Here is a 24157-nt window from a genome sequence, read left to right as displayed (position 1 = left end):
GCCCGCCGCGCAGCGGTGGGAAGGGTGAGGGGTGATCCGAGGAACCATGCGGTTCGGGAGTCTTGGCCACCCCCTCACCCTCCCCACTGCGTGGGTCCCCTCCCTCTCCCGGGACGGGAGAGGGCGACTATCGTCACTCTCCCCGAAAGCCCTCCTTATGCGCGCTCGTATCCTCCTCCTGGCTCTCATCCTCGCCGCCGGCCCGGCGGCGGCGGCGCCGCTCGACCTCAATCTCGGTGCGCTCGGATCGCTGGCGGACGGGGGGAGCCTGTCGGGGCGGATCGTCCAGGGCATCGTGCTGCTGACGGTGCTGAGCGTGGCGCCCGGCCTGCTGATCATGGTCACCTGCTTCACCCGGATCATCGTCGTGCTGTCGCTGCTGCGCTCCGCCCTCGGGTTGCAGCAGTCGCCGCCGAACATGGTGCTGGTCAGCCTTGCCATGTTCCTGACCTTCCACATCATGGGGCCGGTGATCGACAGCGCCTGGCAGGACGGGCTGCGTCCGCTGCTGAACGAACAGGTGACCCAGGAGCAGGGGCTGGAGCGGATGATCGAGCCGTTCCGCGGCTTCATGGCTTCGCATGTCCGGGACCGCGATCTGGCCGCCTTCGCCGCCTTCACCGCAAAGCCGAAGCCGGCGGGCGAGAGTACGGAACCGGCACGGGACGAGCGGCCGGTGACGGCGGAAAGCGTCGATCTGCGGCTCTTGATGCCGGCCTTCCTGCTGTCGGAGCTGCGCCGCGCCTTCGAGATCGGCTTCCTGCTGTTCCTGCCCTTCCTGGTGATCGACATGGTGGTGGCGGCGATCCTGATGGCGATGGGCATGATGATGCTGCCGCCGGTGATGATCGCGCTGCCCTTCAAGATCATCTTCTTCGTGCTGACCGACGGCTGGTTCCTGATCGCCGGCAGCCTGATCCGCTCCTATGGGGTGTGAGGCGATGGACGACACGCCCAACGACGTCGCTGCCAATCCCAGCGCCAGTCCCTCTGCAAGTCTGGCCGACAGCCTGCTGGCGCTGGCCCGCCGCCGCGGGGTGGCGGTGCCGGAGGACGGTTCCGTCGCCGGGCTGCTCGCCGTCCTCGATCCCAACCCGCTGATCCCGCATCCGCTGCTGCTGGTGGCCGGGGCGGTGATGGCGGTGGCCTTCCGCCATGACCGCGCGCTGGCCCTGCCGCCGGCCGACGCCTCCGATACCGCCCCATCTTCCGCCCCCTCCGCCGATTGCTCATTCTGAGGTGCCGCCATGGGAACGCCGATCAAGATCCGTGAGAACTACAAGAGCCTGACCGGCATCGAGAAAAGTGCGGTCATCTTCCTGGCGTTGGGCGAGGAGCGCGGCTCGCGGCTGATGGAGCGGCTGGACGAGGACGAGATCCGCCTCGTCAGCCGCTCGATGGCGACGCTCGGCAACGTCACCTCCAATCTGGTGGAGACGCTGATGCGCATCTTCACCGAACGCTTCGCCAATGCCGGCTCGGTCGTCGGCTCCTACGACAGCACGGAGCGGATGCTGAACCGCTTCCTGCCGGCCGACCGGGTGACGGAGATCATGGGCGAGATCCGCGGCCCGGCCGGCCGCACCATGTGGGAGAAGATGTCCAACGTGAACGAGGGGGTGCTCGCCAGCTATCTGGCCGGCGAATATCCCCAGACGGCGGCGGTCATCCTGTCCAAGATGCGCGCCGACCACGCCGCCAAGGTGCTGGTCCTGCTGCCGCCGGCCGCGCGAACCGAGGTGATCGAGCGCATGATCCAGATCGAATCGGTGCAGCGCGAGGTGCTGCTGGACATCGAATCGATCCTGCACAATGAGTTCATGGCGAATTACGCCCGCACCCACGGCAACGATTCGCTGGAGCGGATGGCCGACATCTTCAACCGCATCGACCGCGAGACGCTGACCGAGATCTTCGACGATCTGGAAACTGTGATGCCGGAGCCGACCCAGCGCATCAAGCAGCTGATGTTCACCTTCGAGGATCTGATGCGGCTCGACCGCGTCTCGCTGCAGGCGGTGATCCGCCGCTGCGACACCGGCCAGCTCGCCATCGCGCTGAAGGGGGCGCCGACGGCCCAGCGCGACCATTTCCTGTCGGTCCTGTCGGAACGCGCCCGCCTGATCCTGCTGGACGAGATCGAGAATATGGGCCCCTTGCGCATGCGCGACGTCAACGACGCCCAGGCGGAGATCGTCCGCGTCGCCAAGGCGATGGCGGAGGACGGCACCATCATCATCCCGCAATCCGACGACGCCGACGCCGTCGTCTATTGAGCGGAGCGCCACGGAATGGGGACCATCCGGATGGAGGCTGATTGAATGGCGGGGCGCGACCTGGTTCCCCGGCATGTGCCGCCGCCGAACCTGCTGGCGGCGCATTTCGCCTCGCCGCCGTCATCGCTGCCGTCACCCGCCGCCCACGCCCCAGCCGACGGCGACGAGGCGCCGGCACTGGTTCGCCGTCTGCTCGACCTGCTGGATTCGCTGTCGCCGGCCGATGCGGTGCTGGCGCGCGGCTGCCTGCCGCGCTGCGATTCGACGTTCGGCGCAGCGCTCGCCCTGTTCCTGGCGGCGACCGCCGGCGGCTGCCGCGGCTGGGTCGGGGCGGAAGCAGCGGCACGGCTGGCGGATCTGGACGGCGGGTTGCTGATCGACGAGTGCGACCGGGCGCTGGCGTCGCGCTTCCAGCCGGTGGACGGACGGTTGTGGCGGCTGTCGCGCGTGCCCCTGCTCGACAGCGACGACGGGCTGCTCTGTGCCGTCGGGATCGAGGACGGGCTGTCCGACCGCGTCACCCTGGTGCTTCAGGCCCGGCCGCAGCGGCTGGGGCCGGTGCAGCTGATGGCGACGCTGGCCGGCAGGCGGCTGGACGTGACCCTGCGTCTGGCGATGGGGTTGCCGTCCTCCGCCCTGGCCGACCTGCACGAAACCTTTAGCACCGCCCTGGCCGACTGCCGGATCGATGGGGCATTGACCGTCGGCCCGCTGGCCGATGCCTGGCTCGGGCTGGACCAGCCCCTGTCGTCCGATCTGGCGCTGTGACCGGGGCGTTCCGCTCTTTCGGCCGTCCTCAGATCATCGCCAGCGGCTGCTTGCGTTTCGGCGGTGGGAAGGCCTTGTCGATCTCCGCGATGTCCTCGCCGGTCAAAGCCAGCTTTACCGCCTCGGCATTCTCCAGGGCATGTGCCGTCGTGCCGGCCTTGGGGATCGCGATCACCCCCTGCTGCCGCAGCGCCCATGCAATCGCGACCTGGGCCGGTGTCACGCCGTGGCGCTTCGCCACTGCCAGCAAGGCGGGAGAGCGCAGCAGCCGGCCACCCTGGCCGATGGGGGAATAGGCCATCACCGGCATGCGGGCGGTGTGCTGGAACGGCAGCAGGTCGTATTCGATGCCGCGGTGTTCGGGGTTGTAGAGCACCTGATTGACGGCGCAGCCGTGCAGGTCGATGGCCTCGGCCAACTCCTCCAGATCGTCGACGTCGAAGTTGGAGACGCCCCAGCGGGCGATCTTGCCGGCCTGGATCAGGGACTCGAAGGCCTCGACCGTCTCCTCCAGCGGCACTCCGCCGCGCCAGTGCAGCAGATAGAGGTCGATGCGGTCGATCCCGAGCCGCTTCAGGCTGCGCTCGCAGGCCTTGACGGTGCCGATGCGCGACGCGTTGCTGGGCAGGACCTTGGTCACGATGAACAACCCGTCGCGCCGACCGGCGATGGCCTCGCCCACCAGTTCCTCCGACGCGCCGTCGCCATACATCTCGGCGGTGTCGATCAGGGTCAGGCCACGGTCGATGCCGGCCCGCAGCGCAGCGATCTCGGCGGCGCGGTCGCCGCGCCCCTCCGCCATCATCCAGGTGCCCTGGCCGAGAGCCGGGACCTCGGTGCCGTCCGGCAGGGTCACGCGCTTCATCTTCCTCTCTCCCGTTTCAATCGCCGAAAGACAACAAGCTGGCCTCGCGGGGCCAGCTTGTCGATGGATCTTCGGTGGGCTTTCCGGGGGATGGGACGCCGTTATGCCGCCTTTTTCGGCGCCCCGGCATGGCCGCCTTCGAGGAAGTTCAGCAGCTCCTCGCGGTAGTCGTAATAGCGCGGGTGCTCCAGCAGGGCCTGACGGGTGCGGGGATGGGGGATGTCGACGGTCAGGACGTGGCCGATCTTCGCGTTCGGGCCGTTGGTCATCATCACCACCCGGTCGGCCAGCAGCAGCGCCTCGTCCACATCGTGGGTGACGCAGACCGCGGTGACCTTGGTACGCGCCCACACCTCCATCAGCACCTCCTGCAACTCCCAGCGGGTCAGGCTGTCGAGCATGCCGAACGGCTCGTCGAGCAGCAGCAGCTTGGGCGACAGGGCGAAGGCGCGGGCGATGCCGACGCGCTGCTTCATGCCGTTGGACAGCTCCGACGCTTTCTTATTCATGCTGTCGCCCAAGCCCACACGGGCGAGGTAATAGCGGGAGATGTCGGCGCGTTCGCCCTTGCTCGCATGGGGGAAGACGCGGTCGACGCCCAGCATGACGTTTTCGTAAGCCGTCAGCCAGGGGAACAGGCTGGGCGCCTGGAACACCACGGCGCGGTCGGGACCGGCGCCGTCGACCTCCTTGCCGTCCAGGATGATACCGCCGCTGGTGATGTCGGCGAGGCCGGCCACCATCGACAGCACGGTGGACTTGCCGCAGCCGGAATGGCCGATCAGCGAGACGAACTCGCCCTTGCGCATCTTCAGGTCGAAGCCGTCCACCACGGTCAGCGGACCCTTCGGCGTGGCGAAGGTCTTGGTCAGGCGGGTGAATTCGAGATAGCGGTCCTCCATCCCGCGTCCGCCCATCGCCTCGATGTAGGCCTTGGGCGGGGGTGAGGCGGTGATCGGCTTCACGTCGGGCAGCGTCAGGCCGTCGTCGCCGCCGGTGCCGCGGGCGACGCCGACCTCCATCAGATAGGCGGTGACCTCGGCGCGCAGGCGCTTGAAGTCCTCGTCGTGGTTGACGGCGGTGCGGTCGCGCGGGCGCGGCAGGTCGACGGTGAAGGCGGGGCCGAGCGTGGCGTTGGGGCCAGGGGTCAGGGGCACGATGCGGTCGGCCAGCAGGATCGCCTCGTCCACATCGTTGGTGATGAGGATGACGGTCTTGCGGTCCTTGCGCCAGATCGCCTCGATCTCGTCCTGAAGCTTGGCGCGGGTCAGGGCGTCGAGCGCCGACAGCGGCTCGTCCAGCAGCAGCATCTCCGGGCTCATGGCGAGCGCGCGGGCGAAGCCGACGCGCTGGCGCATGCCGCCCGACAGCTCCTTCGGCCGGCGGTCGGTGGCGTGGCCGAGGCCGACCGTCTCCACCGCCCGGCGGGTCAGCACGCCGCGTTCGGCGCCGCCCTTGGCCTTGTGGACGGCGTCCACCGCCAGGGCGACATTCTCCTTCACGCTGAGCCAGGGCATCAGCGAGTAGGACTGGAAGACGAGGCCGCGTTCCGGGCCAGGGCCGGTGACCGGCTTGCCGCGGTAGAGCACCTCGCCGGTATCGGGCATTGCCAGACCGGCGATCAGGTTGATCAGCGTCGACTTGCCGGAGCCGGAGAAGCCGACGATGGCGACGAACTCGCCCTCTTCGATCGACAGGTCGATGTCGCGCAGCACGGTGTTGCCGCCGTAGGACTTCGACACACCCTTCAGGTCCAGGATCGCCATGGCCGGTCTCCTTAGCGGGCGGGGCTGTGGCTGACGGCGGACTGGAGCGCCAGCATCACGCGGTCGAGCAGGAAGCCGATCAGGCCGATGGTGAAGACCGCCACCATGATCCTGGCGAGCGAACTGGCGGAGCCGTTCTGGAACTCGTCCCAGACGAACTTGCCGAGGCCGGGGTTCTGGGCCAGCATCTCCGCGGCGATCAGCACCATCCAGCCCACGCCCAGCGACAGGCGCAGGCCGGTGAAGATGAAGGGCAGGGCCGACGGCAGCACGAGGCGGCGGACCATGGTGAAGCCGGAGAGCTGAAGCACCTTGCCGACATTCATCAGGTCGCGGTCGATGGAGGAGACGCCGACCGCCGTGTTGATCAGGGTCGGCCACAGCGAGCACAGCGTGACGGTGATGGCCGAGGTCAGGAAGGACTTCTCGAACAGCGGGTCGCTGCCCGACACGGTGGCGCTGACCACCATGGTGACCAGCGGCAGCCAGGCCAGCGGCGACACCGGCTTGAAGATCTGGATCAGCGGGTTGATCGCGGCGTTGACGGTCGGCGACAGGCCGCTCGCCACCCCCAGCGGCACCGCCACCAGGGCGCCGAGCAGGAAGCCGGTGAAGACCGTCTTCAGGCTGGTGAAAATCTGGTCGATGTAGGTCGGCTTGCCGGCATAGGGGCGGGTCTTGACCTCCGCCTTCGGATCCTTCGCCAGGATCTCGGCGTTGCGCTTGGCCTGTCGGTCGTAGAAGGCGGCCTCCTTGGCGCGTTCGGCCTTGTGGTCGGCATAGAGGTTGGTCGCCTGCTCCCACACCTGGGCCGGGCCGGGGATGGCGCCCAAGCTGGTCTGCACCTGCGGGGCGGCCCAGCCCCAGGCGGCGAGGAACAGCAGGATGGCGGTCAGCGGGATGCCCATCTGGCGCCACAGCTCGACGCCCTGCTGGCGCGGATTCTCGCCAGCGGCGAGCCGCAGCAGCGGCGCCAGCCAGCCGAGGCCGACGGCGGTCAGGGCGGAGGCGATGCGGTTGAGGGTGTGGGCGCGGCGGGCCTTGCGCTGGGCGCGGGCAAGGTCGGCGGAGGTGTCGGTCAGGCTGGTCATGGCGGGGAATTCCTGGCTGTCGGTGGTGGGGGAACGTGGGGGCGCTTACCCGCCCACCACCTGACCGCCCTCGATCTTCTGGTCGCCCTTCAGGCCGATGGGCTGCTTGGCGAGGTAGTCGTTCGGCTTGTGGCCGTCATAGGGGATGCCGTCGATGAAACCGTTGTCGACCGGCTTGTAGCCGTCGCTTTTCCACGGGAAGTCGGCTTCCTTCGACTTGCCTTCCTCGACCAGCAGCTTCGCGGCCTGGAGATAGATGTCCGGCTTGTAGACGCTGCGGGCGGTCTCGTCGTACCAGGCGTCCGGCTTGGCCTCGGCGATCTGGCCCCAGCGGCGCATCTGGGTCAGGTACCAGACAGCATCGGAATAGAAGGGGTAGGTCGCGTTGTAGCGGAAGAAGACGTTGAAGTCGGGAACGTCGCGCTTGTCGCCCTTCTCGTACTCGAAGGTGCCGGTCATCGAATTGGCGATGACCTTGGCGTCGGCGCCGACATATTCGGACTTGGCGAGGATCTTCACCGCTTCGGCGCGGTTGGCGTTGTTGTTCTCGTCCAGCCACTGGGCGGCGCGGATCAGCGCCTTGACGACGGCCAGATGGGTCTTGGGATTTTTCTTTGCCCAGTCGTCGGTGACGCCGAAGACCTTCTCGGGGTTGTTCTTCCAGATCTCGGTGTCGGTGATCACCGGCACGCCGATGCCCTTGACCACCGCCTGCTGGTTCCACGGCTCGCCGACGCTGTAGCCGTAGATGGTGCCGGCCTCCAGCGTCGCCGGCATCTGCGGCGGCGGGGTGACGGACAGCAGCGCGTCGGCGCCGATCTGGCCCGACACGTCGGTCGGGCTGTAGAAGCCGGGGTTGATCCCGCCCGACGCCAGCCAGTAGCGCAGCTCGTAATTGTGGGTCGAGACCGGGAAGACCATGCCCATGTTGAAGGGCTTGCCCTCGGCCTTGTACTGGGCGATCACCGGCTTCAGCGCGTCGGCCTTGATCGGGTGGACCGGCTTGCCGTCGGCGCCGTTGGGCACGTTGGCCTTCATCTTCCGCCAGACGTCGTTCGACAGCGTGATGCCGTTGCCGTTCAGGTCCATCGAGAAGGCGGTGACGATGTGCGCCTTGGTGCCGAAGCCGATGGTGGCGCCCAGCGGCTGGCCGGCCAGCATGTGGGCGCCGTCCAGCTCGCCGGAGATCACGCGGTCGAGCAGCACCTTCCAGTTCGCCTGCGGCTCCAGCGTGACGGAGAGGCCCTCATCCTCGAAGAAGCCCTTCTCCACGGCGATGGCGAGTGGCGCCATATCGGTCAGCTTGATGAAGCCGAGCTTCAGCTGGTCCTTTTCGACGTTGAGCGGGGCGGCGATGGCAGAGACGCCTGCGGTCAGGGCGACGGCGGCAATGGCCAATGGGGCAGCGGATGCGAGAAGGTGGCGGAGGGTGCGGGAGGCGGTGCGGGAGATTTGGGCCACGTCGGTTGCTCCATCTCTGAAATCCGGACCAGCGGTCGGGCGTGCGACACCGGTGACGATTTTCTGGGCAAGTCCCGGACTGGCTGTTTTTCGGGCAGATGGCTGTAGAGGTGCCTTGGCCGTCGAAAGCGTCCAGCGGGATCGACCGGAAAAGCCTTATGGAAAGGCTTATCGATACCGGGGTCGGCAACACTGCCGGGGGCTGGCCCATCATTGGACGCTTGGGATGCACGCACCGTCGTTGGCGCGTCTCTGGTCCCCCTCTTCGCAAGCCTCATGCCAAAGGATGGCTTTTGCTGAAAAATCGGCCGGAGCGGTTGAATCCGTTGGCTATGACCCGGCGGAAGGTATGAGCCGCCTGCCAAGGGCATTATGCCGTCTGCTGTTTTTTGCGGCGCACACAAAGCTGGATGGCGATGCTTTGTGCAATACCTAAGCATGATCCAAAAATAGGCACCTAGGTATCGGGCGGGGTGAGGCAGGCGAGGCCGCGGAATCCCTGGAGTTTTGCCGTGAACGGCCGGTCACGCGGCGATTGGCACGCGGATTGCGAAGGGGAGGCCGAGACAACAGCGGGCGCCAGCAACGTCGCCAGTGCCCGCGACACCGCCAAAGCCCACGCGACGACGCGCGGATTTGGCTCTGGTTCGACGACGAACCGCCCGGACAACGGCGTCCGAACAGGTCTGCACCCGCCTTCGCGAACCATTCGCCGGGCAGGGATTCAGGCCCGTTCGGACGCCTTTCTTTTTGGCCCCGTGCCTGACTTCGCAGCAGGCCGGACACGATAGACGAGGCAGACGCGCCATGGACATGCATCTCTCATCGAACAACGGGCCCGCCGTCGAATCCAACGAAGCAGAACTGCACAGCGCCGGCCCGGTCAGGGAACGGCTGGTGGTGGTCGGCAACGGCATGGCCGGCATGAAGACGGTTGAGGAGCTGCTGGCCAAGGCGCCCGGCCGCTTCGACATCACCGTCTTCGGGGCCGAGCCGCATCCGAACTACAACCGCATCATGCTGTCGCCGGTGCTGGCGGGGGAAAAGACCTTCGACCAGATCGTGCTGAACAGCCGCGAGTGGTACGACGCCAACGGCATCACGCTGCTGACCGGCGAGCCGGTGGAGGGCATCGACCGCGCGGGCAAGACAATCGTCTCGCAGTCGGGCCGCGTCGTTCCCTATGACCGGCTGCTGATCGCCACCGGGTCGATGCCCTTCATCATCCCGGTGCCGGGATCGACCCTGCCGGGCGTCATCGGCTTCCGCGATCTGGCCGACGTGGACGCCATGCTGGCGGCGGCGGCCAAGGGCGGGCGGGCCGTGGTGATCGGCGGTGGCCTGCTGGGGCTGGAGGCCGCCAACGGCCTGCGGGTCAAGGGGATGGAGGTCACCGTCGTCCATCTGATGCCGACGCTGATGGAGCGCCAGCTCGACCCGTCGGCCGGCATGCTGTTGCAGCGCGAGCTGGAGCGTCGCGGCATCGAGGTGCTGACCGGCGCCGATACCGCCGAGATTGTTGGAAGTAATCCGGGGGGCGACGACTGGGTCAGCGCGGTGCGGCTGCGGGATGGGCGCGAGCTGCCGGCCGACATCGTCGTCATGGCGGTGGGCATCCGTCCCAACATGACACTGGGCAAGGCGGCCGGGCTGGAGTGCGGGCGCGGCATCCGCGTCGATGACCGGATGCGCACCAGCGACCCGTCGATCTACGCGGTCGGCGAATGCGTCGAGCATCGCGGCGTCACCTGGGGCCTCGTCGCCCCGCTGTTCGAGATGGCGAAGGTGCTGGCCCATGACCTCGCCGGTGGGGAGGATGCCGCCTACACCGGCTCCGTCACCTCGACCAAGCTGAAGGTCACCGGTGTCGATGTGTTCTCCGCCGGCGATTTCTCGGGCGGGGCGGGGACCGAGGACATCGTGTTCCGCGATGCGGCGCGCGGCGTCTACAAGCGGCTGGTGCTGAAGGACGGCAAGCTGCTGGGCGCCGTGCTGTACGGCGACACCAAGGACGGCGCCTGGTACTTCTCGCTGCTGAAGGACGGCGCCGATATCTCGGCCGAGCGCGACACCATGATCTTCGGGCAGGGGTTCGGCAGCGGAGATGCGGGCGACCCGAACGCCGCCATCGCGGCACTGCCCGACTCCGCCGAGATCTGCGGCTGCAACGGCGTGTGCAAGGGCACCATCGTCAAGGCGATCACCGAGAAGGGCCTGACCAGCCTGGACGAGGTGAAGGCCCACACCAAGGCGTCGGCTTCCTGCGGCGGCTGCGCCGGCACGGTGGAGCGGCTGCTGGCGGTGACGCTGGGCGACGGCTTCACGGCGGCGCCCAAGGTCAAGCCGATGTGCAAATGCACCCACCACACCCATGATCAGGTGCGGGCGGCCATCGTCGAGCGTGGGCTGAAGACCATGCCCGAGCTGTTCCAGGCGATGGAATGGACGACGCCCGATGGCTGCGCCTCCTGCCGGCCGGCGCTGAATTACTATCTGCTGTGCGCCTGGCCGGGCGAGTACCGCGACGACTACCAGTCGCGCTACATCAACGAGCGCGCCCACGCCAACATCCAGAAGGACGGCACCTATTCGGTCGTGCCGCGCATGTGGGGCGGCCTGACCAATGCGGCGGAACTGCGCGCCATCGCCGACGTGGTCGACAAATTCGCCATCCCCACCGTGAAGGTCACCGGTGGCCAGCGCATCGACCTGTTCGGCGTGAAGAAGGAAGATCTGCCGGCGGTCTGGGCCGACCTCAACGCCGCCGGGATGGTGTCGGGACACGCCTATGCCAAGGGGCTGCGCACGGTGAAGACCTGCGTCGGATCGGAATGGTGCCGCTTCGGCACGCAGGACTCGACGGGGCTGGGCGTCAAGCTGGAGCGGCTGACCTGGGGCACCTGGACCCCGCACAAGGTCAAGCTGGCGGTGTCCGGCTGCCCGCGCAACTGCGCCGAGGCGACCATCAAGGATTTGGGCGTCGTCTGCATCGACAGCGGATACGAGCTGCATGTCGGCGGCAACGGCGGCCTGCATGTCCGCGCCTGCGACCTGATGGTCCGCGTGGGCACGGAGGAGGAGGTGCTGGAATACACCGGCGCCTTCATGCAGCTCTACCGCGAGGAGGCCCGCTATCTGGAGCGCACCGCGCCGTGGGTGGAGCGCGTGGGCCTCGACCACATCAAGGCGGCGCTGGTCGAGGATCCGGAGCGGCGCCGGGCGTTGAACGCGCGCTTCCTGTTCTCGCAGACCTTCTCGCAGGACGACCCGTGGGCGGAGCGCGCTGCCAAGGGCGTCGACCGTCACGAATTCAATCTGCTCGCCGAAGTGGGATAACCGATCATGGACAGCATCGTCATGGAAAACACCACGTCGGAAACGGTCTGGACCCAGGTCGGCAGCATCGACGACATCCCCGTGCTGGGCTCGCGCGTCGTCCGTACCCCCGGCGGCGACATCGCCCTGTTCCGCACGGCGGCCGACGAGATCTTCGCTCTGGAGGATGCCTGCCCGCACAAGCAGGGGCCGCTGTCCCAAGGCATCGTCCACGGCCGCCGCGTCACCTGCCCGCTGCACAATTGGGTGATCGAGCTGGCGACCGGCGAGGCCGTCGCCCCCGACGAGGGCCGCACCGGCCATGTTCCGGTGCGGGTGGAGGGGCGCAGCGTCGCCATCGCGCTTGCCGAGGCCAAGCTGTCGCGCGGCGGCTGCCGCAAGGCCTGCGGCCATGTTTGACGGGCCTGACCCAAGCGGGGGGCCGTCCTCCGGGCCGAAACGGGAGGTGAAGACCACCTGCCCCTATTGCGGGGTCGGGTGCGGGGTGATCGCGACGGTGGCGGCGACTGGTGCCGTCAGCGTGCGCGGCGATGCCGACCACCTGGCGAACCGGGGACGGCTCTGCTCCAAGGGATCGGCGCTGGCCGATACGCTGGTGCCGGACGGGCGGCTGCTCCATCCCGAAGTCGACGGGCAGCGCGTGTCGTGGGACGAGGCGCTGGACGAGGTCGCCCGGCGCTTTTCCGACACCATCGCCAGGCATGGGCCGGATTCGGTGGCCTTCTATGTCTCCGGCCAGCTGCTGACCGAGGATTACTACGTCGCCAACAAGCTGATGAAGGGCTTCATCGGCTCGGCGAACATCGACACCAACTCGCGGCTGTGCATGGCCTCGTCGGTGGTCGGACACAAGCGGGGCCTGGGCGCCGATGCGGTGCCGGGGAGCTACGAGGATTTCGAGTGCGCCGATCTGGTGGTGCTGGTGGGCTCCAACCTCGCCTGGTGCCATCCGGTTTTGCACCAGCGGCTGCTGGCGGCGCGGGCCGAGCGCGGCACGCGGATCGTCGTGGTCGATCCCCGGCGCACCGACTGCGTCGATGCCGCCGACCGCCATCTGGCGCTGAAGGCCGGCACCGACGCGCTGCTGTTCAACGGGCTGCTGGCCTATCTCGACAGCAACGGCCATCGCGATGCCGGCTTCGTCGCCGCCCATGCCGAGGGGGTCGAGGAGGCGCTGGCCGCCGCCCGCGCCGACGCGCCGGACATCGCGACGGTGGCCCGCCGCTGCGGGCTGGAGGCGGCGGAGGTCGCCGCCTTCTATGCCGAGTTCGCCGCGACGGACCGGGTGGTGACGGTCTATTCGCAGGGCGTCAACCAGTCCTCCCAGGGCAGCGACACCGTCAACGCCATCCTGAACCTGCATTTCCTGACCGGGCGCATCGGGCATCCCGGCTGCGGCCCCTTCTCCGTCACTGGGCAGCCGAACGCCATGGGCGGGCGCGAGGTCGGCGGGCTGGCGAACCAGCTGGCCGCCCATATGGGCTTTACCGCAACGGAGGTGGACCGGGTCGGCCGCTTCTGGAATGCGCCGCGCGTGGCGGCCAAGCCGGGACTGAAGGCGGTCGATCTGTTCCACGCCATCGAGGCCGGCACGGTCAAGGCGGTGTGGATCATGGCGACCAATCCCGCCGTCAGCATGCCCGACGCCGGCCGGGTGCAGCGGGCGCTGGAGCGCTGCGAGACGGTGGTGGTCTCCGACTGCATCCGCGACACCGACACCGGCCGCTTCGCCCATATCCGCCTGCCGGCCAAGGGCTGGAGCGAGAAGGACGGCACCGTCACCAACTCCGACCGCACCATCTCGCGCCAGCGCGCCTTCAAGGTGGAGGCGGGGGAGGCGCAGGCCGACTGGTGGATCGTCACCCAGGTCGCCCGCCGGATGGGTTTCGCCGACGCCTTTCCCTATGAGAGCGCCGCCGATCTGTTCCGCGAGCATGCCGCGCTGTCGGCATTCGAGAATGGCGGAACGCGGGCCTTCGACATCGGGGCGCTGGGCGGGCTGGACGATGCCGGCTATGACGCGCTCGCGCCCTTCCCCTGGCCTTGGCGGACGGGGGGCGAGCCGCAGAAGCGGCTGTTCGGCGATGGCCGCTTCTTCACCGCGGACGGGCGCGCCCGGATGCTGCCGGTCACGGCGAAGCCGCTGCCGCGCAGCGTGCCGGACGGCGCCCTGCTGCTGAACACCGGCCGGCTGCGCGACCAGTGGCACACGATGACCCGCACCGGCCTGTCGGCGCGGCTGTCGGCCCATGCGCCGGAACCGCGGCTGGACGTCAATCCGGCCGACGCGCTGGCGCGGGGGCTGGTGGATGGCGGGCTGGCCCGCATCACCACGGTGGTTGGGGAGGCGGCCGGAGAGGCGCTGGCCCGCGTCCGCGTCACCGATGCCCAGGGCGAGGGCACGGTCTTCCTGCCGATGCACTGGACCGACCGCTTCACCGGCGGCTGCGTCGTCGGCCGGCTGGTCGATGACGCGGCGGTGGACCCGCTCTCCGGCCAGCCCGATCTGAAGCGGATGCCGGCGACGGTGGCGCCCTGGCGGCCGGACTGGACCGCCTTCCTGCTGGTCCGCCATGCCGTCGAGCCCGGACATGGCGGCTACTGGGCGCGCCGCGCGGTGGCGGGCGGGCATCTGGTGGAGATGGCGGGGACGGGAGCGATTCCGGCGGTGGAGTCCTGGCTGCCCGGCCTCGATCCGGCCGAGGCGGTGGTGGAGTTCCGCGACGAGGCGCGCGGCGGCCTGCGCATGGCCTGGATGAAGGGCGACCGGCTGGAGGCCTGCCTGTTCGTCGCCGCCGACGGGCGTTTGCCGCCGCGCGGCTGGCTCGCCGGGCTGCTGGAAACGGACAGTCTGGAGGACGGCGCGCGGGCCGGGCTGCTCGCCGGCCGGGCGCCGGGAGTGCCGGCGGATGAGGGGCGGATCGTCTGCGCCTGCTTCAGTGTCGGCATCAACCGGCTGGTGGGTGCCATCCGCGACCGGCGGCTGACCAGCGTGGCGGAGATCGGCGCGGCGTTGAAGGCCGGGACGAATTGTGGTTCCTGCGTTCCCGAACTCAAGGAGGTGCTTCGTCATGCCCACCAGCGCGAAGTGGCTTGATGATCGGACCCTCCCTCTCTCCCCTGGGGAGAGGGTTGGGGTGAGGGGGATGCGTGGCGGAGCCTTTTGGGAGTGGCTGCGCCCCTCATTCTCGGTGTTCGCTCGTCTTTCGGAGAGGTTTTCCCCCTCACCCCGACCTTCTCCCCGGGGGGGAGAGGGGGACAGTGGCGGGGAAGGCACCGTCACCCTGGTCGGCGCCGGTCCCGGCGACCCGGATCTGCTGACCGTCGCGGCGGTCAAGGCGCTGGCGGCGGCCGAAATCGTGCTCTACGACGCGCTGGTCGGCGACGGCATCCTCGACCTCGCCTATCCGAAGGCCGAGCGCATCTGCGTCGGCAAGCGGTCCGGCCGGCATTCGCTGCCGCAGGGGGAGATCAACGCGCTGATCGCCTTCCATGCCCGGCGCGGCAAGCGGGTGGTGCGGCTGAAGGGCGGCGACCCGATGGTGTTCGGCCGGGCCGGCGAGGAAATCGAGCATCTCGACAGCCTCGGCATTCCGGTGCGCGTCATCCCCGGCATCACCGCGGCGCTCGGCTGTGCCGCCTCGACCGGGCTGTCGCTGACGAAGCGCGGGGTGTCGCGCGCCGTCACCTTCGTCACCGCTCATGGCCGCGACGGCGAGCGGTTCGAACCGGACTGGGCGCGGCTGGCCGATCCGCAGGGCACGCTGGCGATCTATATGGGACGCGAGCAGGCGCGCGCGGTCGGACAGGGGCTGACCGGGGCCGGGCTGCCGGCCGGGACGCCGGTGCTGGCGGTGGAAAACGGCTGCCGGCCAGACGAGCGCCGTTACTGGACGACGCTTGGCCGGATGGCGGAGCAGGGGGTGGCCGCCGGCAAGGGGCCGACCCTGCTGCTGGTGGGCGAGGCGCTACGCCCGCGTCAAAGCGGGGCGGCGGACGCCCTGGCCGGGACGGCGGACCCCATTGACCTCCGCGCGCTCGGCGACCTCGCTCAGGGGTTCGATCACGACTGACATGGTGAAGACGGTGGCGTGCAGCAGGTTCGTCCCGTCCACCATCAGCCCGACATGGCCGGGGAAGAAGACGATGTCGCCGCGCCGATACTCGACGCCGTTGCCGTCTTCAGAGAGCCACGCCCCCAGCCGCTCGTCCTTGCGCTGCATGCCGCTGCTGTGGTGGGAGACCGTCCCGGCCACCGCCATGGCGGTCAGCACCAGCCCGGAACAGTCGATGCCGAAGCTGCTGCGCCCGCCCCAGACATAGGGCGTCTCCAGAAAGCGCAGGGCGGTGGCGATGTGGTCGGGTGCGGGGGCCGCGTCCACCGGCTCCAGCCAGCCCGCGAACAGCCATAGCCCGTCGTCGGTGCCGACCCAGCCGTTTTCGGCCCGGCCATCCAGCGTCACCAGCGACCCGAAGCTGAGCGTCGCCACCGGCGGCGCCCGGTGCGTCGGGCCGGGGTGGAGGTCGGCGCGCAGAGCCCGCACGCGGTGGGTGGGGTCCGCCGGCTCCCGATGCGCGGTGCCGGGGGGCAGCCAGCCGACATGGCCGTCGAAGGCGTTCTCCGCCTGCAACCAGCCGTCACGCTCCTCCAGAATGCGGAAGCGCTCGCCGCGGATCATCTCGCTGGTCTGGGCGATGCCGTGTTGCGGCTCCTCCAGCAGGACGGCGTGCGGGGCGGTCAGTTGGCGCAGGGTCATGGGTGCGGGCCGGATTTGGGGAAACCGGCTGCGACCTTAGCGCCGCCGCCCCTGTGGTGCGAGGGATAAAGCGCATCCGTCATTTCGCCGGGATTTCCGTCATTTCGCCGGAAATCTCCAGCGTGACCGGCGCATTGCCCGGTTCTGCCCGGCCGCATCCGCCGACATGTTTCGTGTGCGGGCCAAACCATCGGCGCAGCCCGCCAACACACACGGCTGAACAGAGGAGCGGGAGACCATGGCAACGATGAAGGTTCTGGTTCTGGGTGCCGGCAAGATCGGCTCGATGATCGGCACGCTGTTGTCCGAGACCGGCGATTTCGCCGTCACCATCGGCGACCGGGACGAGGCGCTGCTCTACCGCGCCGAGCATGCCGGGCTGCGGGTGACGCGCGTCGATGTCGAGGATCAGGATTCGCTGCGCGCCGCCATGGAAGGCCAGCAGGCGGTCTTAAGCGCCTGCCCCTTCACCCTGACCCCGGCCATCGCCACCGCCGCCGTTGCGGCCGGCGCCCATTACCTGGACCTGACCGAGGATGTTGCCGCGACCCGCAAGGTGAAGATGCTGGCGGAGACCGCCAGCACGGCGCTGATCCCGCAATGCGGTCTGGCGCCGGGCTTCATCTCCATCGTCGGCCATGACCTTGCCCGCCGCTTCGACGAGCTGCACAACCTGCATCTCCGGGTCGGCGCCCTGCCGCAATATCCGACCAACGCCCTGAAATACAATCTGACCTGGAGCACCGACGGGCTGATCAACGAGTATTGCAACCCGTGCGAGGCCATCGTCGACGGCCGTCCGCACGAGGTGATGCCGCTGGAGGGCGACGAGCGCTTCGCGCTGGATGGCGTCGATTACGAGGCCTTCAACACCTCGGGCGGGCTGGGTTCGCTGTGCGAGACGCTGGCCGGCAAGGTGCGGAACCTCGACTACAAGACGGTCCGCTACCCCGGCCACCGCGACATCGTCCGCCTGCTGATCCGCGACCTGCGGCTGGGCGAGCGGCGCCACCTGCTGAAGGACGTGCTGGAAACCGCGGTGCCGCTGACCCTGCAGGACGTGGTTCTGGTGCTGGCGACCGCCACCGGCATGCAGGACGGCGAACTGCGGCAGGAGACCTTCGCCACCAAGATCTACAGCAAGCCCATCGCCGGCCGCACCTGGAGCGCCATCCAGGTCACCACCGCCGCCGGCATCTGCGCCGTGCTGGATCTGCTGCGCGAGGGCTCCATCCCGCAGGCCGGCTTCATCCGGCAGGAACAGGTGCCGCTGGACGCCTTCCTGAACAACCGCTTCGGGCGGCATTACAGGGGGTGAGGCGATAAGGCGGGGCCACCCCAGGAATCCCGACCCCGTTCTCCCCTTGGCTTGGAAACCGTGGGTGAGCTTGGGGCGGCCTCCCTTCCTTGAAGTCCGAACGGTTGCTTGGGTTTGAGCCCGCACCACAAGGAAGCAACTAAGGATGTCGAGCATCGCAGTCACCGCAGGGATCGACTGCGGCGAATCCCGTCTGGATGTTGCGCTTTTTGGAGCGGAAGACAAGCTCCACTTCGTCAACACTGCCGATGGGCATCGTGAGCTGCTTGCCCGGCTGACCAGCCACGGCGTCTCGCATGTCGGGATGGAAGCCGAGCGAGAGCAGTGCAAAGCCCGATGTGTCAGGCTTTGGGCGCGATGGCGTGGGTCGCGGATGTTCGGGCGTTCACGCCAGAATACCGTCAAATCTTCCGAAAATGGCTCGATAATCGACGTAGATTGTCGGAAATAGAATCGTATATCCGAATTTTATTCCGAAAAACGGAATTTTCGGAAACGCGCCCCCGGAAACATGCCTGATGTTCTGATATTTTGTCGAAAAACCCGTTATTTGTACGGCATAAGCACACTAAATCAGAATTTTATATGGAAAAATTGCGCAAATACCAGATGGAAAGGATCCTGGAAAATCGGTTAGCCTGACAGGCGTTGGACCGGCCTCACCGACTGCCGGACACGGGCTTTTCGAAGCCGCCGCCCCAAGCCCCCCGACCAGAGCCAGCCACGCGATGAACCAGATGATCGACCCGAGCGCCGCCCCCGCTTCCGAGCCGTCCCTCTCCAGCGGGGCCCTGACCACCGGGGGCGCCCCCTTCGCCGCCTTCGCCCCCGTCGTTCGTCCGGCCAGCCCGCTGCGTCAGGCGATCACCGCCGCCTACCGCCGGCCGGAGCCGGACTGCGTGGCGTGGCTGGTGGAGCAGGCGGCGCTGCCGGCGGAGGTCACGGCTGCGGCGGCCCAGACCGCGCGCACGCTGATCTCGGCCCTGCGCGCCAAGCCGCAGGGGCGCGGGGTGGAGGGGCTGATCCACGAATACAGCCTGTCGAGCCAGGAAGGCGTGGCGCTGATGTGTCTGGCGGAGGCGCTGCTGCGCATTCCCGACCGCGCCACCCGCGACGCGCTGATCCGCGACAAGATCGCCGGCGGCGACTGGCGCGCCCATCTCGGCAACAGCCCGTCGCTGTTCGTCAACGCCGCGACCTGGGGGCTGCTGGTCACCGGCAAGGTGACGGGCGTGCTGGGCACCGGCTTCGGCGGCGAGCAGGCGCTGTCGTCGGCGCTGACCAAGCTGATCCTGCGCGGCGGCGAGCCGCTGATCCGCCGTGGCGTCGATTTCGCCATGCGGATGATGGGCGAGCAGTTCGTCACCGGCCAGACCATCGACGAGGCGCTGTCCAACAGCCGCAAAATGGAAGCCGAGGGCTTCCGCTATTCCTACGACATGCTGGGCGAAGCGGCGACCACCGCCGCCGACGCCGACCGCTATTACGCCGACTACGAGACGGCCATCCATGCCATCGGCAAGGCGTCGGCCGGGCGCGGCATCTATGACGGCCCCGGCATCTCGATCAAGCTGTCGGCCCTGCATCCGCGCTATTCACGGGCGCAGGCCGACCGCGTGATGGCGGAGCTGCTGCCGCGCGTCACCGAACTGGCCCGGCTGGCCCGCAGCTACGACATCGGCCTCAACATCGACGCCGAGGAGGCCGACCGGCTGGAGCTGTCGCTCGACCTCTTGGAAGCGCTGTGCTTCGATCCGGACCTGACGGGTTGGAACGGCATCGGCTTCGTCGTCCAGGCCTATGGCAAGCGCTGCCCCTATGTCATCGACTTCGTCGTCGATCTCGCCCGGCGCAGCGGTCACCGGCTGATGGTGCGTCTGGTCAAGGGCGCCTATTGGGACAGCGAGATCAAGCGCGCCCAGGTCGACGGGCTGGAGGATTTCCCGGTCTATACCCGCAAGCTGCACACCGACGTGTCCTATGTCGCCTGCGCCCGCCGGCTGCTGGGCGCGCCCGACGCGGTGTTCCCGCAGTTTGCCACCCACAACGCCCAGACGCTGGCGACCATCTACCAGATGGCCGCCCAGCTGAACGGCGCCTTCAAGGTCGGCCAGTATGAGTTCCAGTGCCTGCACGGCATGGGCGAGCCGCTCTACAAGGAGGTGGTCGGCCCGCTGAAACGTCCCTGCCGCGTCTATGCCCCGGTCGGCACCCACGAGACGCTGCTGGCCTATCTGGTCCGCCGCCTGCTGGAGAACGGCGCCAACAGCTCCTTCGTCAACCGCATCGCCGACAAGAGCGTGTCCATCGACGATCTGGTCGCCGACCCGGTGGCGCTGGCCCGTGCCGCCCTGCCGGTGGGCGCCAGGAACCCGCTGATCTCCCTGCCGGCCGATCTCTACGGGGCGGAGCGGGCGAACTCCGCCGGGCTCGACCTGTCGAACGAGACGGTCCTGGCCGACCTGTCCGCCGCCCTGCGCGACAGCGCCACCGTCGCCTGGACCGCCGCCCCGCTGCTGGCTGACGGTGAACGTCATGGCGAACGCCAGGGCAAGGCCCAGCCGGTGCTGAACCCGGCCGACCACCGCGACGTCGTCGGGCGGTGCATCGAGGCCGGCCCCACCGACATCGCCGACGCCTTCCTGTTCGCCGAGGCCGCCGCTCCGGTCTGGGCGGCCACCCCGCCGGCCGAGCGCGCCGCCTGCCTGTTCCGCGCCGCCGACGCGATGCAGGCGCGCCTGCCGACCCTGCTGGGCCTGATCATCCGCGAGGCCGGCAAGTCCACCGCCAACGCCATCGCCGAGGTGCGCGAGGCCATCGACTTCCTGCGCTATTACGGTGCCAGGGTCCGCGACGGCTTCGCCAACGACACCCATCTGCCGCTTGGGCCGGTGGTCTGCATCAGCCCGTGGAACTTCCCGCTCGCCATCTTCTCCGGTCAGGTCGCCGCGGCGCTGGCCGCCGGCAACCCGGTGCTGGCCAAGCCGGCGGAGGAAACCCCGCTGGTCGCGGCGGAGGCCGTGCGCCTCCTGCACGCCGCCGGCGTGCCCGCCGGCGCGGTCCAGCTCCTGCCCGGTGCGGGCGAGGTCGGCGCCGCCCTGGTCGGCCATGCCGGCACCCGTGCGGTGATGTTCACCGGCTCCACCGAGGTGGCCCGCCTGATCCAGCGCCAGCTGGCCGGACGCCTGTCGCCGCAGGGAACGCCGATTCCGCTGATCGCCGAAACCGGCGGCCAGAACGCCATGATCGTCGACAGCTCCGCCCTGGCGGAACAGGTGGTCGGCGACGTGATCGCCTCGGCCTTCGACAGCGCCGGCCAGCGCTGCTCGGCCCTGCGCATCCTCTGCCTGCAGGAGGATATCGCCGACCGCACGCTGACCATGCTGAAGGGCGCGATGCGCGAGCTGCGCATCGGCAGCCCCGACCGGCTGGCCGTCGATGTCGGCCCGGTCATCACGGCGGAGGCGCGCGACGGCATCGCCCGCCACATCGAGGCGATGCGCGCCAAGGGCCGCCGGGTCGAGTCGCTGCCGCTGCCGGCGGAGACCGCCGACGGCACCTTCGTCGCGCCGACCATCGTCGAGATCGACGGCATCGCCGACCTGGAACGCGAGGTGTTCGGCCCGGTCCTGCACGTCCTGCGCTTCCATCGCGACGAGCTGGACCGGCTGGTCGATGCCATCAACGGCACCGGCTATGGCCTGACCTTCGGTCTGCACACCCGCATCGACGCCACCATCGACCGGGTGACGAGCCGGATCGAGGCCGGCAACCTGTACGTCAACCGCAACACCATCGGCGCGGTGGTCGGCGTACAGCCCTTTGGCGGTCATGGCCTGTCCGGCACCGGCCCGAAGGCAGGCGGCCCGCTGTACCTGTCGCGCCTGCTGTCCGTACGTCCGGCATTGGATCTCGGCATGCGCGGCGACGACGCCGTACGTGCGCCGGCCCATGCGCTGGCCGACTGGCTGGCCGACCAGGGCAAGGCGGAGATCGCCACCGACATCCGGTCGCTGGCCAAGCGATCCCCTGTCGGCGGCAGCGTCGAACTGGCCGGTCCGGTCGGTGAAAGCAATGTCTACAGCCTGATCCCGCGTGGCCGTATCCTGCTGCTGCCGCAGACCGAAGACGGGCTGTACCGTCTGCTGGGGGCCGCCCTCGCCGCCGGCAACGAGGTGGTGGTCGATGGCGACGGCGCCGTCACTGCCGGCCTCAAGGGTCTGCCGGCGGAGCTGGACTCCCGCATCCGGGTGAGCGCGAACTGGACCGGCTTCGGGCCGCTGGCCAGTGCGCTGGTGGAGGGCGACTCCGCCCGCCTGCTGGCCGCCAGCCGCCGCATTGCCGAACTGCCCGGCCCCCTCGTCCTGACCCAGGGCGTTCCGGCCGGCGGCGCAGGCGTGGAGATCGCCTGGCTGATGAACGAGCGCTCGCTCAGCGTCAACACCACCGCCGCCGGCGGCAACGCCAGTCTGGTGGCGATGAGCTGACCGAAATCCCCCTCTCCCCCCGGGGAGAGGGTCGGGGTGAGGGGGATACATAGCGTGGCTCCGGTGGAAATCGGGGCGTACGCGGCCCTTGGAGATCCTCGCCGCGCGACCCCCTCACCCTAACCCTCTCCCCGGGGGGGAGAGGGGATTTCGGCAAGTTGCATGCGCAACCTCTCCGCCGTTTCGGCGTCGGCCGGAAAGAACGCCTCGATGGCCAGTTCGGAAAGGGTCACGTCCACCGCTGTCCCGAAGACGGTCGTGGTGCTGAACAGGTTCAGCGGCCCGAAAGACGTGTGCAGGCGCAGCGGCACGACCACGTCGGGATGATGCCCGGCCTCGCTGCCGCCCTCCGAACCGGACGCCGGCGCCGGGTAGCCCTGCAACTCGCTGCGCAGGGCGACCAGAACCGGGTCGGCGCCCGCCTCGATCTGACGGGTCAGGCGGGACAGCACATGCTCGCGCCACTGCGACCAGTTGCCGATGCGGCCGGCCAGCCCGTCGGGATGCAGGCTGAGACGCAAAACATTGACCGGCCCGGCCAGCAACTCCGCCGACACCCCCTCCAGCAGCGGCGCCACCGCCCGGTTCGCCGCCAGCAGGTGCCAATGCCGGTCCACCGCCAGCGCCGGGAAGGGCTCGTGCCCGGTCAGCACCAGATCGACCGCCTTGCGTGCCGCCTGCATCGCCGGGCTGTCCAGCCTGTGCTCGCTGTAGACCGGGGCGTAGCCGGCGGCGACCAGCAGGGCGTTGCGCTCGCGCAAGGGCACGTCCAGCCGTTCGGCCAGATGGATCAGCATGCCGCGGCTGGGCTGCGACCGGCCGGTCTCCAGAAAGCTGACATGCCGTGTCGAGATGTCCGCCTCGCAGGCGAGATCGAGCTGGCTGAGGCCGCGGCGCTGGCGCCAGAACCGCAACAAGGCGCCGACCGGTGGTGGGGCCGGAGCCCGGCCGTTGCGCGTAGCGGTCTGGGGAGTGCCATCGGGCATGGGACTTGGCTCCGAACCGGTGGTGCCGCCTATGGTTGCCGTCATCCGCGGGCGAAGGCCAGCAGTTCCGCGTTGAAGCGGTCGCGGTGGGTGATGAACAGGCCGTGCGGCGCCCCTTCGTAGAAGGACAGTCTGGCGTTCGGCATCAGTGCCACCGTGCGCTCGGCGAGCGCCAGCGGCGTCGTCACATCGCGGTCGCCATGGACGACCAGCGTCGGCACGGCGATGGCCGGCAGCTCCGCCCGGAAATCGGCCGAGGTGATGGCGCGGTTGCACTCCAGCAGGGCCATCAGCGAGGATTGCAGGGCCATGCCCACGATCCAGCCCTTCATCTCCGCCGAGGTCTCTGCGGTCACGAAGGGGTCGATGTTGTCGCCGAGCCATTTCGGGAAGTCGCGCAGCAGCTGGTCCGTCCGGAAGGCTTCGAACAGCGCCGGATCGACGCCGTCGGGGTTGTCGACGGTCCGCGCCATCAGCGGCGTGATCGTCCCGACCATCACCACGCCCTTAACCCGACCGGCACCGTGCCGGGTCAGATAGCGCACGATCTCTCCCGTCGCCATCGAATGGCCGACCAGGGTCACGTTCCGCAAATCCAGCCCGTCGATCAATGCTGCGATGTCGTCCGCCAGCCGGTCGAAGCCGTAGCCGGACGGCGATTCGTCCGACCTGCCATGGCCGCGGCGGTCGAAGGCGATGCAGCGGCACCCCTGTTCGGACAGCGGCGCCATCTGATAGGCCCAGGCGTCGGAGGTCAGCGACCAGCTCGACACGAAGACGATGGGCCGCCCTCTCTTCGGATCGCCGGCCTGCTTGCCCCAGTCGCGATAGAACAGGCGCACGCCGTCGTCGGTGTGGATGAAGCCCATGATGTCCACCGTCCTCTTGCTGTCCGCCGGATCGTCCCGGCGACCCCAGGATCGCCCGGTGGAGGGAGCGGAATCGATTACCTGCCGGGTAATGAGGCACACGAACGATCCTGCGGCAGGCGCATGCCTGCCATCACCGCCGCACTGCGGTACGCGGGTGCGCGATCCGGTTAAGGT

18 protein-coding genes are annotated in these 24157 nt (G+C 68.9%); 11 read left to right on the top strand and 7 right to left on the bottom strand.

Features of this window, described 5'->3' with window-relative positions; translation table 11 throughout:
* The first annotated feature begins 157 nt into the window (after positions 1 to 157).
* Genes fliP through VH569_RS27860 form a run of 4 tightly spaced genes read left to right on the top strand, consistent with a single transcriptional unit; the run spans position 158 to position 3044 of the window.
* Entirely contained in the window at positions 158 to 937 is a 780-nt protein-coding gene (gene fliP, locus VH569_RS27875; protein ID WP_423319666.1) for a flagellar type III secretion system pore protein FliP, read from the top strand.
* 4 nt (positions 938 to 941) lie between these two features.
* Positions 942 to 1238 carry a hypothetical protein gene (locus VH569_RS27870; protein WP_423319664.1) on the top strand — a complete coding sequence of 99 codons (297 nt, stop codon included), beginning with the start codon at positions 942 to 944 and terminating at the stop codon, positions 1236 to 1238.
* Between the two features lie 9 nt (positions 1239 to 1247).
* Positions 1248 to 2276: a flagellar motor switch protein FliG gene (locus VH569_RS27865; protein WP_423319662.1), complete on the top strand. Its 1029-nt coding sequence runs from the start codon at positions 1248 to 1250 to the stop codon at positions 2274 to 2276.
* A 45-nt stretch (positions 2277 to 2321) separates the two neighbouring features.
* Complete coding sequence (locus VH569_RS27860; protein WP_423319660.1) at positions 2322 to 3044, top strand: hypothetical protein; 723 nt, start codon at positions 2322 to 2324, stop codon at positions 3042 to 3044.
* Between the two features lie 28 nt (positions 3045 to 3072).
* Here the strand turns inward: VH569_RS27860 and VH569_RS27855 are convergent, their stop codons facing one another.
* The 4 genes from VH569_RS27855 to VH569_RS27840 all read right to left on the bottom strand — a co-directional run bounded on the left by VH569_RS27855 (position 3073) and on the right by VH569_RS27840 (position 8227).
* Positions 3073 to 3909, bottom strand: coding sequence for an aldo/keto reductase (locus tag VH569_RS27855; protein ID WP_423319658.1), 837 nt, complete (start codon positions 3907 to 3909; stop codon positions 3073 to 3075).
* 101 nt (positions 3910 to 4010) lie between these two features.
* Positions 4011 to 5675 (bottom strand): ABC transporter ATP-binding protein, encoded by a 1665-nt coding sequence (locus VH569_RS27850; RefSeq protein ID WP_423319656.1) that lies wholly within the window; start codon positions 5673 to 5675, stop codon positions 4011 to 4013.
* 11 nt (positions 5676 to 5686) lie between these two features.
* Positions 5687 to 6766 (bottom strand): ABC transporter permease, encoded by a 1080-nt coding sequence (locus VH569_RS27845; protein ID WP_423319654.1) that lies wholly within the window; start codon positions 6764 to 6766, stop codon positions 5687 to 5689.
* Positions 6767 to 6811: 45 nt separating this feature from the next.
* Entirely contained in the window at positions 6812 to 8227 is a 1416-nt protein-coding gene (locus VH569_RS27840) for a CmpA/NrtA family ABC transporter substrate-binding protein (protein WP_423319652.1), read from the bottom strand.
* 813 nt (positions 8228 to 9040) lie between these two features.
* Between VH569_RS27840 and nirB the strand changes: the two genes are divergently transcribed.
* Genes nirB through cobA form a run of 4 tightly spaced genes read left to right on the top strand, consistent with a single transcriptional unit; the run spans position 9041 to position 15636 of the window.
* Entirely contained in the window at positions 9041 to 11563 is a 2523-nt protein-coding gene (gene nirB / locus VH569_RS27835) for a nitrite reductase large subunit NirB (RefSeq protein WP_423319695.1), read from the top strand.
* A gap of 21 nt (positions 11564 to 11584) precedes the next feature.
* Positions 11585 to 11962, top strand: a complete 378-nt coding sequence (gene nirD, locus VH569_RS27830; RefSeq protein ID WP_423319693.1) for a nitrite reductase small subunit NirD — start codon at positions 11585 to 11587, stop codon at positions 11960 to 11962.
* A complete protein-coding gene (locus tag VH569_RS27825; RefSeq protein WP_423319650.1) occupies positions 11955 to 14660 on the top strand; it encodes a molybdopterin-dependent oxidoreductase in 2706 nt (901 codons plus the stop codon). Before nirD ends, VH569_RS27825 begins: the two co-directional genes overlap by 8 nt.
* A gap of 49 nt (positions 14661 to 14709) precedes the next feature.
* Positions 14710 to 15636: a uroporphyrinogen-III C-methyltransferase gene (gene cobA / locus VH569_RS27820; protein WP_423319648.1), complete on the top strand. Its 927-nt coding sequence runs from the start codon at positions 14710 to 14712 to the stop codon at positions 15634 to 15636.
* On the opposite strand, the gene VH569_RS27815 is transcribed toward cobA, so the two are convergent.
* Positions 15532 to 16320 carry an NlpC/P60 family protein gene (locus tag VH569_RS27815; protein ID WP_423319646.1) on the bottom strand — a complete coding sequence of 263 codons (789 nt, stop codon included), beginning with the start codon at positions 16318 to 16320 and terminating at the stop codon, positions 15532 to 15534. The two genes, cobA and VH569_RS27815, sit on opposite strands and share 105 nt — an antisense overlap.
* 238 nt (positions 16321 to 16558) lie before the next feature.
* Between VH569_RS27815 and VH569_RS27810 the strand changes: the two genes are divergently transcribed.
* From VH569_RS27810 to putA, 3 genes are all read left to right on the top strand, one after another.
* Entirely contained in the window at positions 16559 to 17638 is a 1080-nt protein-coding gene (locus VH569_RS27810) for a saccharopine dehydrogenase family protein (protein WP_423319644.1), read from the top strand.
* Positions 17639 to 17783: 145 nt separating this feature from the next.
* Entirely contained in the window at positions 17784 to 18089 is a 306-nt protein-coding gene (locus tag VH569_RS27805) for a hypothetical protein (RefSeq protein ID WP_423319642.1), read from the top strand.
* Between the two features lie 286 nt (positions 18090 to 18375).
* Positions 18376 to 22125: a trifunctional transcriptional regulator/proline dehydrogenase/L-glutamate gamma-semialdehyde dehydrogenase gene (gene putA, locus VH569_RS27800; RefSeq protein ID WP_423319640.1), complete on the top strand. Its 3750-nt coding sequence runs from the start codon at positions 18376 to 18378 to the stop codon at positions 22123 to 22125.
* A 119-nt stretch (positions 22126 to 22244) separates the two neighbouring features.
* Here putA and VH569_RS27795 read toward each other — a convergent pair whose 3' ends face one another.
* Both VH569_RS27795 and VH569_RS27790 read right to left on the bottom strand, forming a co-directional pair.
* A complete protein-coding gene (locus tag VH569_RS27795; RefSeq protein ID WP_423319638.1) occupies positions 22245 to 23111 on the bottom strand; it encodes a helix-turn-helix domain-containing protein in 867 nt (288 codons plus the stop codon).
* A 41-nt stretch (positions 23112 to 23152) separates the two neighbouring features.
* On the bottom strand, positions 23153 to 23980 hold the full coding sequence (locus VH569_RS27790) for an alpha/beta fold hydrolase (protein ID WP_423319636.1): 828 nt from the start codon (positions 23978 to 23980) through the stop codon (positions 23153 to 23155).
* Between the last annotated feature and the right edge of the window lie 177 nt (positions 23981 to 24157).

This window comes from Azospirillum sp. 11R-A (assembly GCF_049472615.1).
Taxonomy (GTDB): Bacteria; Pseudomonadota; Alphaproteobacteria; order Azospirillales; family Azospirillaceae; genus Azospirillum; species Azospirillum palustre.
Note: the sequence above shows the minus strand (reverse complement) of the source record. Positions and strands in the feature narration are given on the sequence as shown.

Bases quoted from the DNA above. Each gene is read 5' to 3' on its own strand.
- fliP (WP_423319666.1), top strand. From the start codon at position 158: ATGCGCGCTCGTATCCTCCTCCTGGCTCTCATCCTCGCCGCCGGCCCG.
- VH569_RS27870 (WP_423319664.1), top strand. From the start codon at position 942: ATGGACGACACGCCCAACGACGTCGCTGCCAATCCCAGCGCCAGTCCC.
- VH569_RS27865 (WP_423319662.1), top strand. From the start codon at position 1,248: ATGGGAACGCCGATCAAGATCCGTGAGAACTACAAGAGCCTGACCGGC.
- VH569_RS27860 (WP_423319660.1), top strand. From the start codon at position 2,322: ATGGCGGGGCGCGACCTGGTTCCCCGGCATGTGCCGCCGCCGAACCTG.
- VH569_RS27855 (WP_423319658.1), bottom strand. From the start codon at position 3,909: ATGAAGCGCGTGACCCTGCCGGACGGCACCGAGGTCCCGGCTCTCGGC.
- VH569_RS27850 (WP_423319656.1), bottom strand. From the start codon at position 5,675: ATGGCGATCCTGGACCTGAAGGGTGTGTCGAAGTCCTACGGCGGCAAC.
- VH569_RS27845 (WP_423319654.1), bottom strand. From the start codon at position 6,766: ATGACCAGCCTGACCGACACCTCCGCCGACCTTGCCCGCGCCCAGCGC.
- nirB (WP_423319695.1), top strand. From the start codon at position 9,041: ATGCATCTCTCATCGAACAACGGGCCCGCCGTCGAATCCAACGAAGCA.
- nirD (WP_423319693.1), top strand. From the start codon at position 11,585: ATGGAAAACACCACGTCGGAAACGGTCTGGACCCAGGTCGGCAGCATC.
- VH569_RS27825 (WP_423319650.1), top strand. From the start codon at position 11,955: ATGTTTGACGGGCCTGACCCAAGCGGGGGGCCGTCCTCCGGGCCGAAA.
- cobA (WP_423319648.1), top strand. From the start codon at position 14,710: ATGCGTGGCGGAGCCTTTTGGGAGTGGCTGCGCCCCTCATTCTCGGTG.
- VH569_RS27815 (WP_423319646.1), bottom strand. From the start codon at position 16,320: ATGACCCTGCGCCAACTGACCGCCCCGCACGCCGTCCTGCTGGAGGAG.
- VH569_RS27810 (WP_423319644.1), top strand. From the start codon at position 16,559: ATGGCAACGATGAAGGTTCTGGTTCTGGGTGCCGGCAAGATCGGCTCG.
- VH569_RS27805 (WP_423319642.1), top strand. From the start codon at position 17,784: ATGTCGAGCATCGCAGTCACCGCAGGGATCGACTGCGGCGAATCCCGT.
- putA (WP_423319640.1), top strand. From the start codon at position 18,376: ATGATCGACCCGAGCGCCGCCCCCGCTTCCGAGCCGTCCCTCTCCAGC.
- VH569_RS27795 (WP_423319638.1), bottom strand. From the start codon at position 23,111: ATGCCCGATGGCACTCCCCAGACCGCTACGCGCAACGGCCGGGCTCCG.
- VH569_RS27790 (WP_423319636.1), bottom strand. From the start codon at position 23,980: ATGGGCTTCATCCACACCGACGACGGCGTGCGCCTGTTCTATCGCGAC.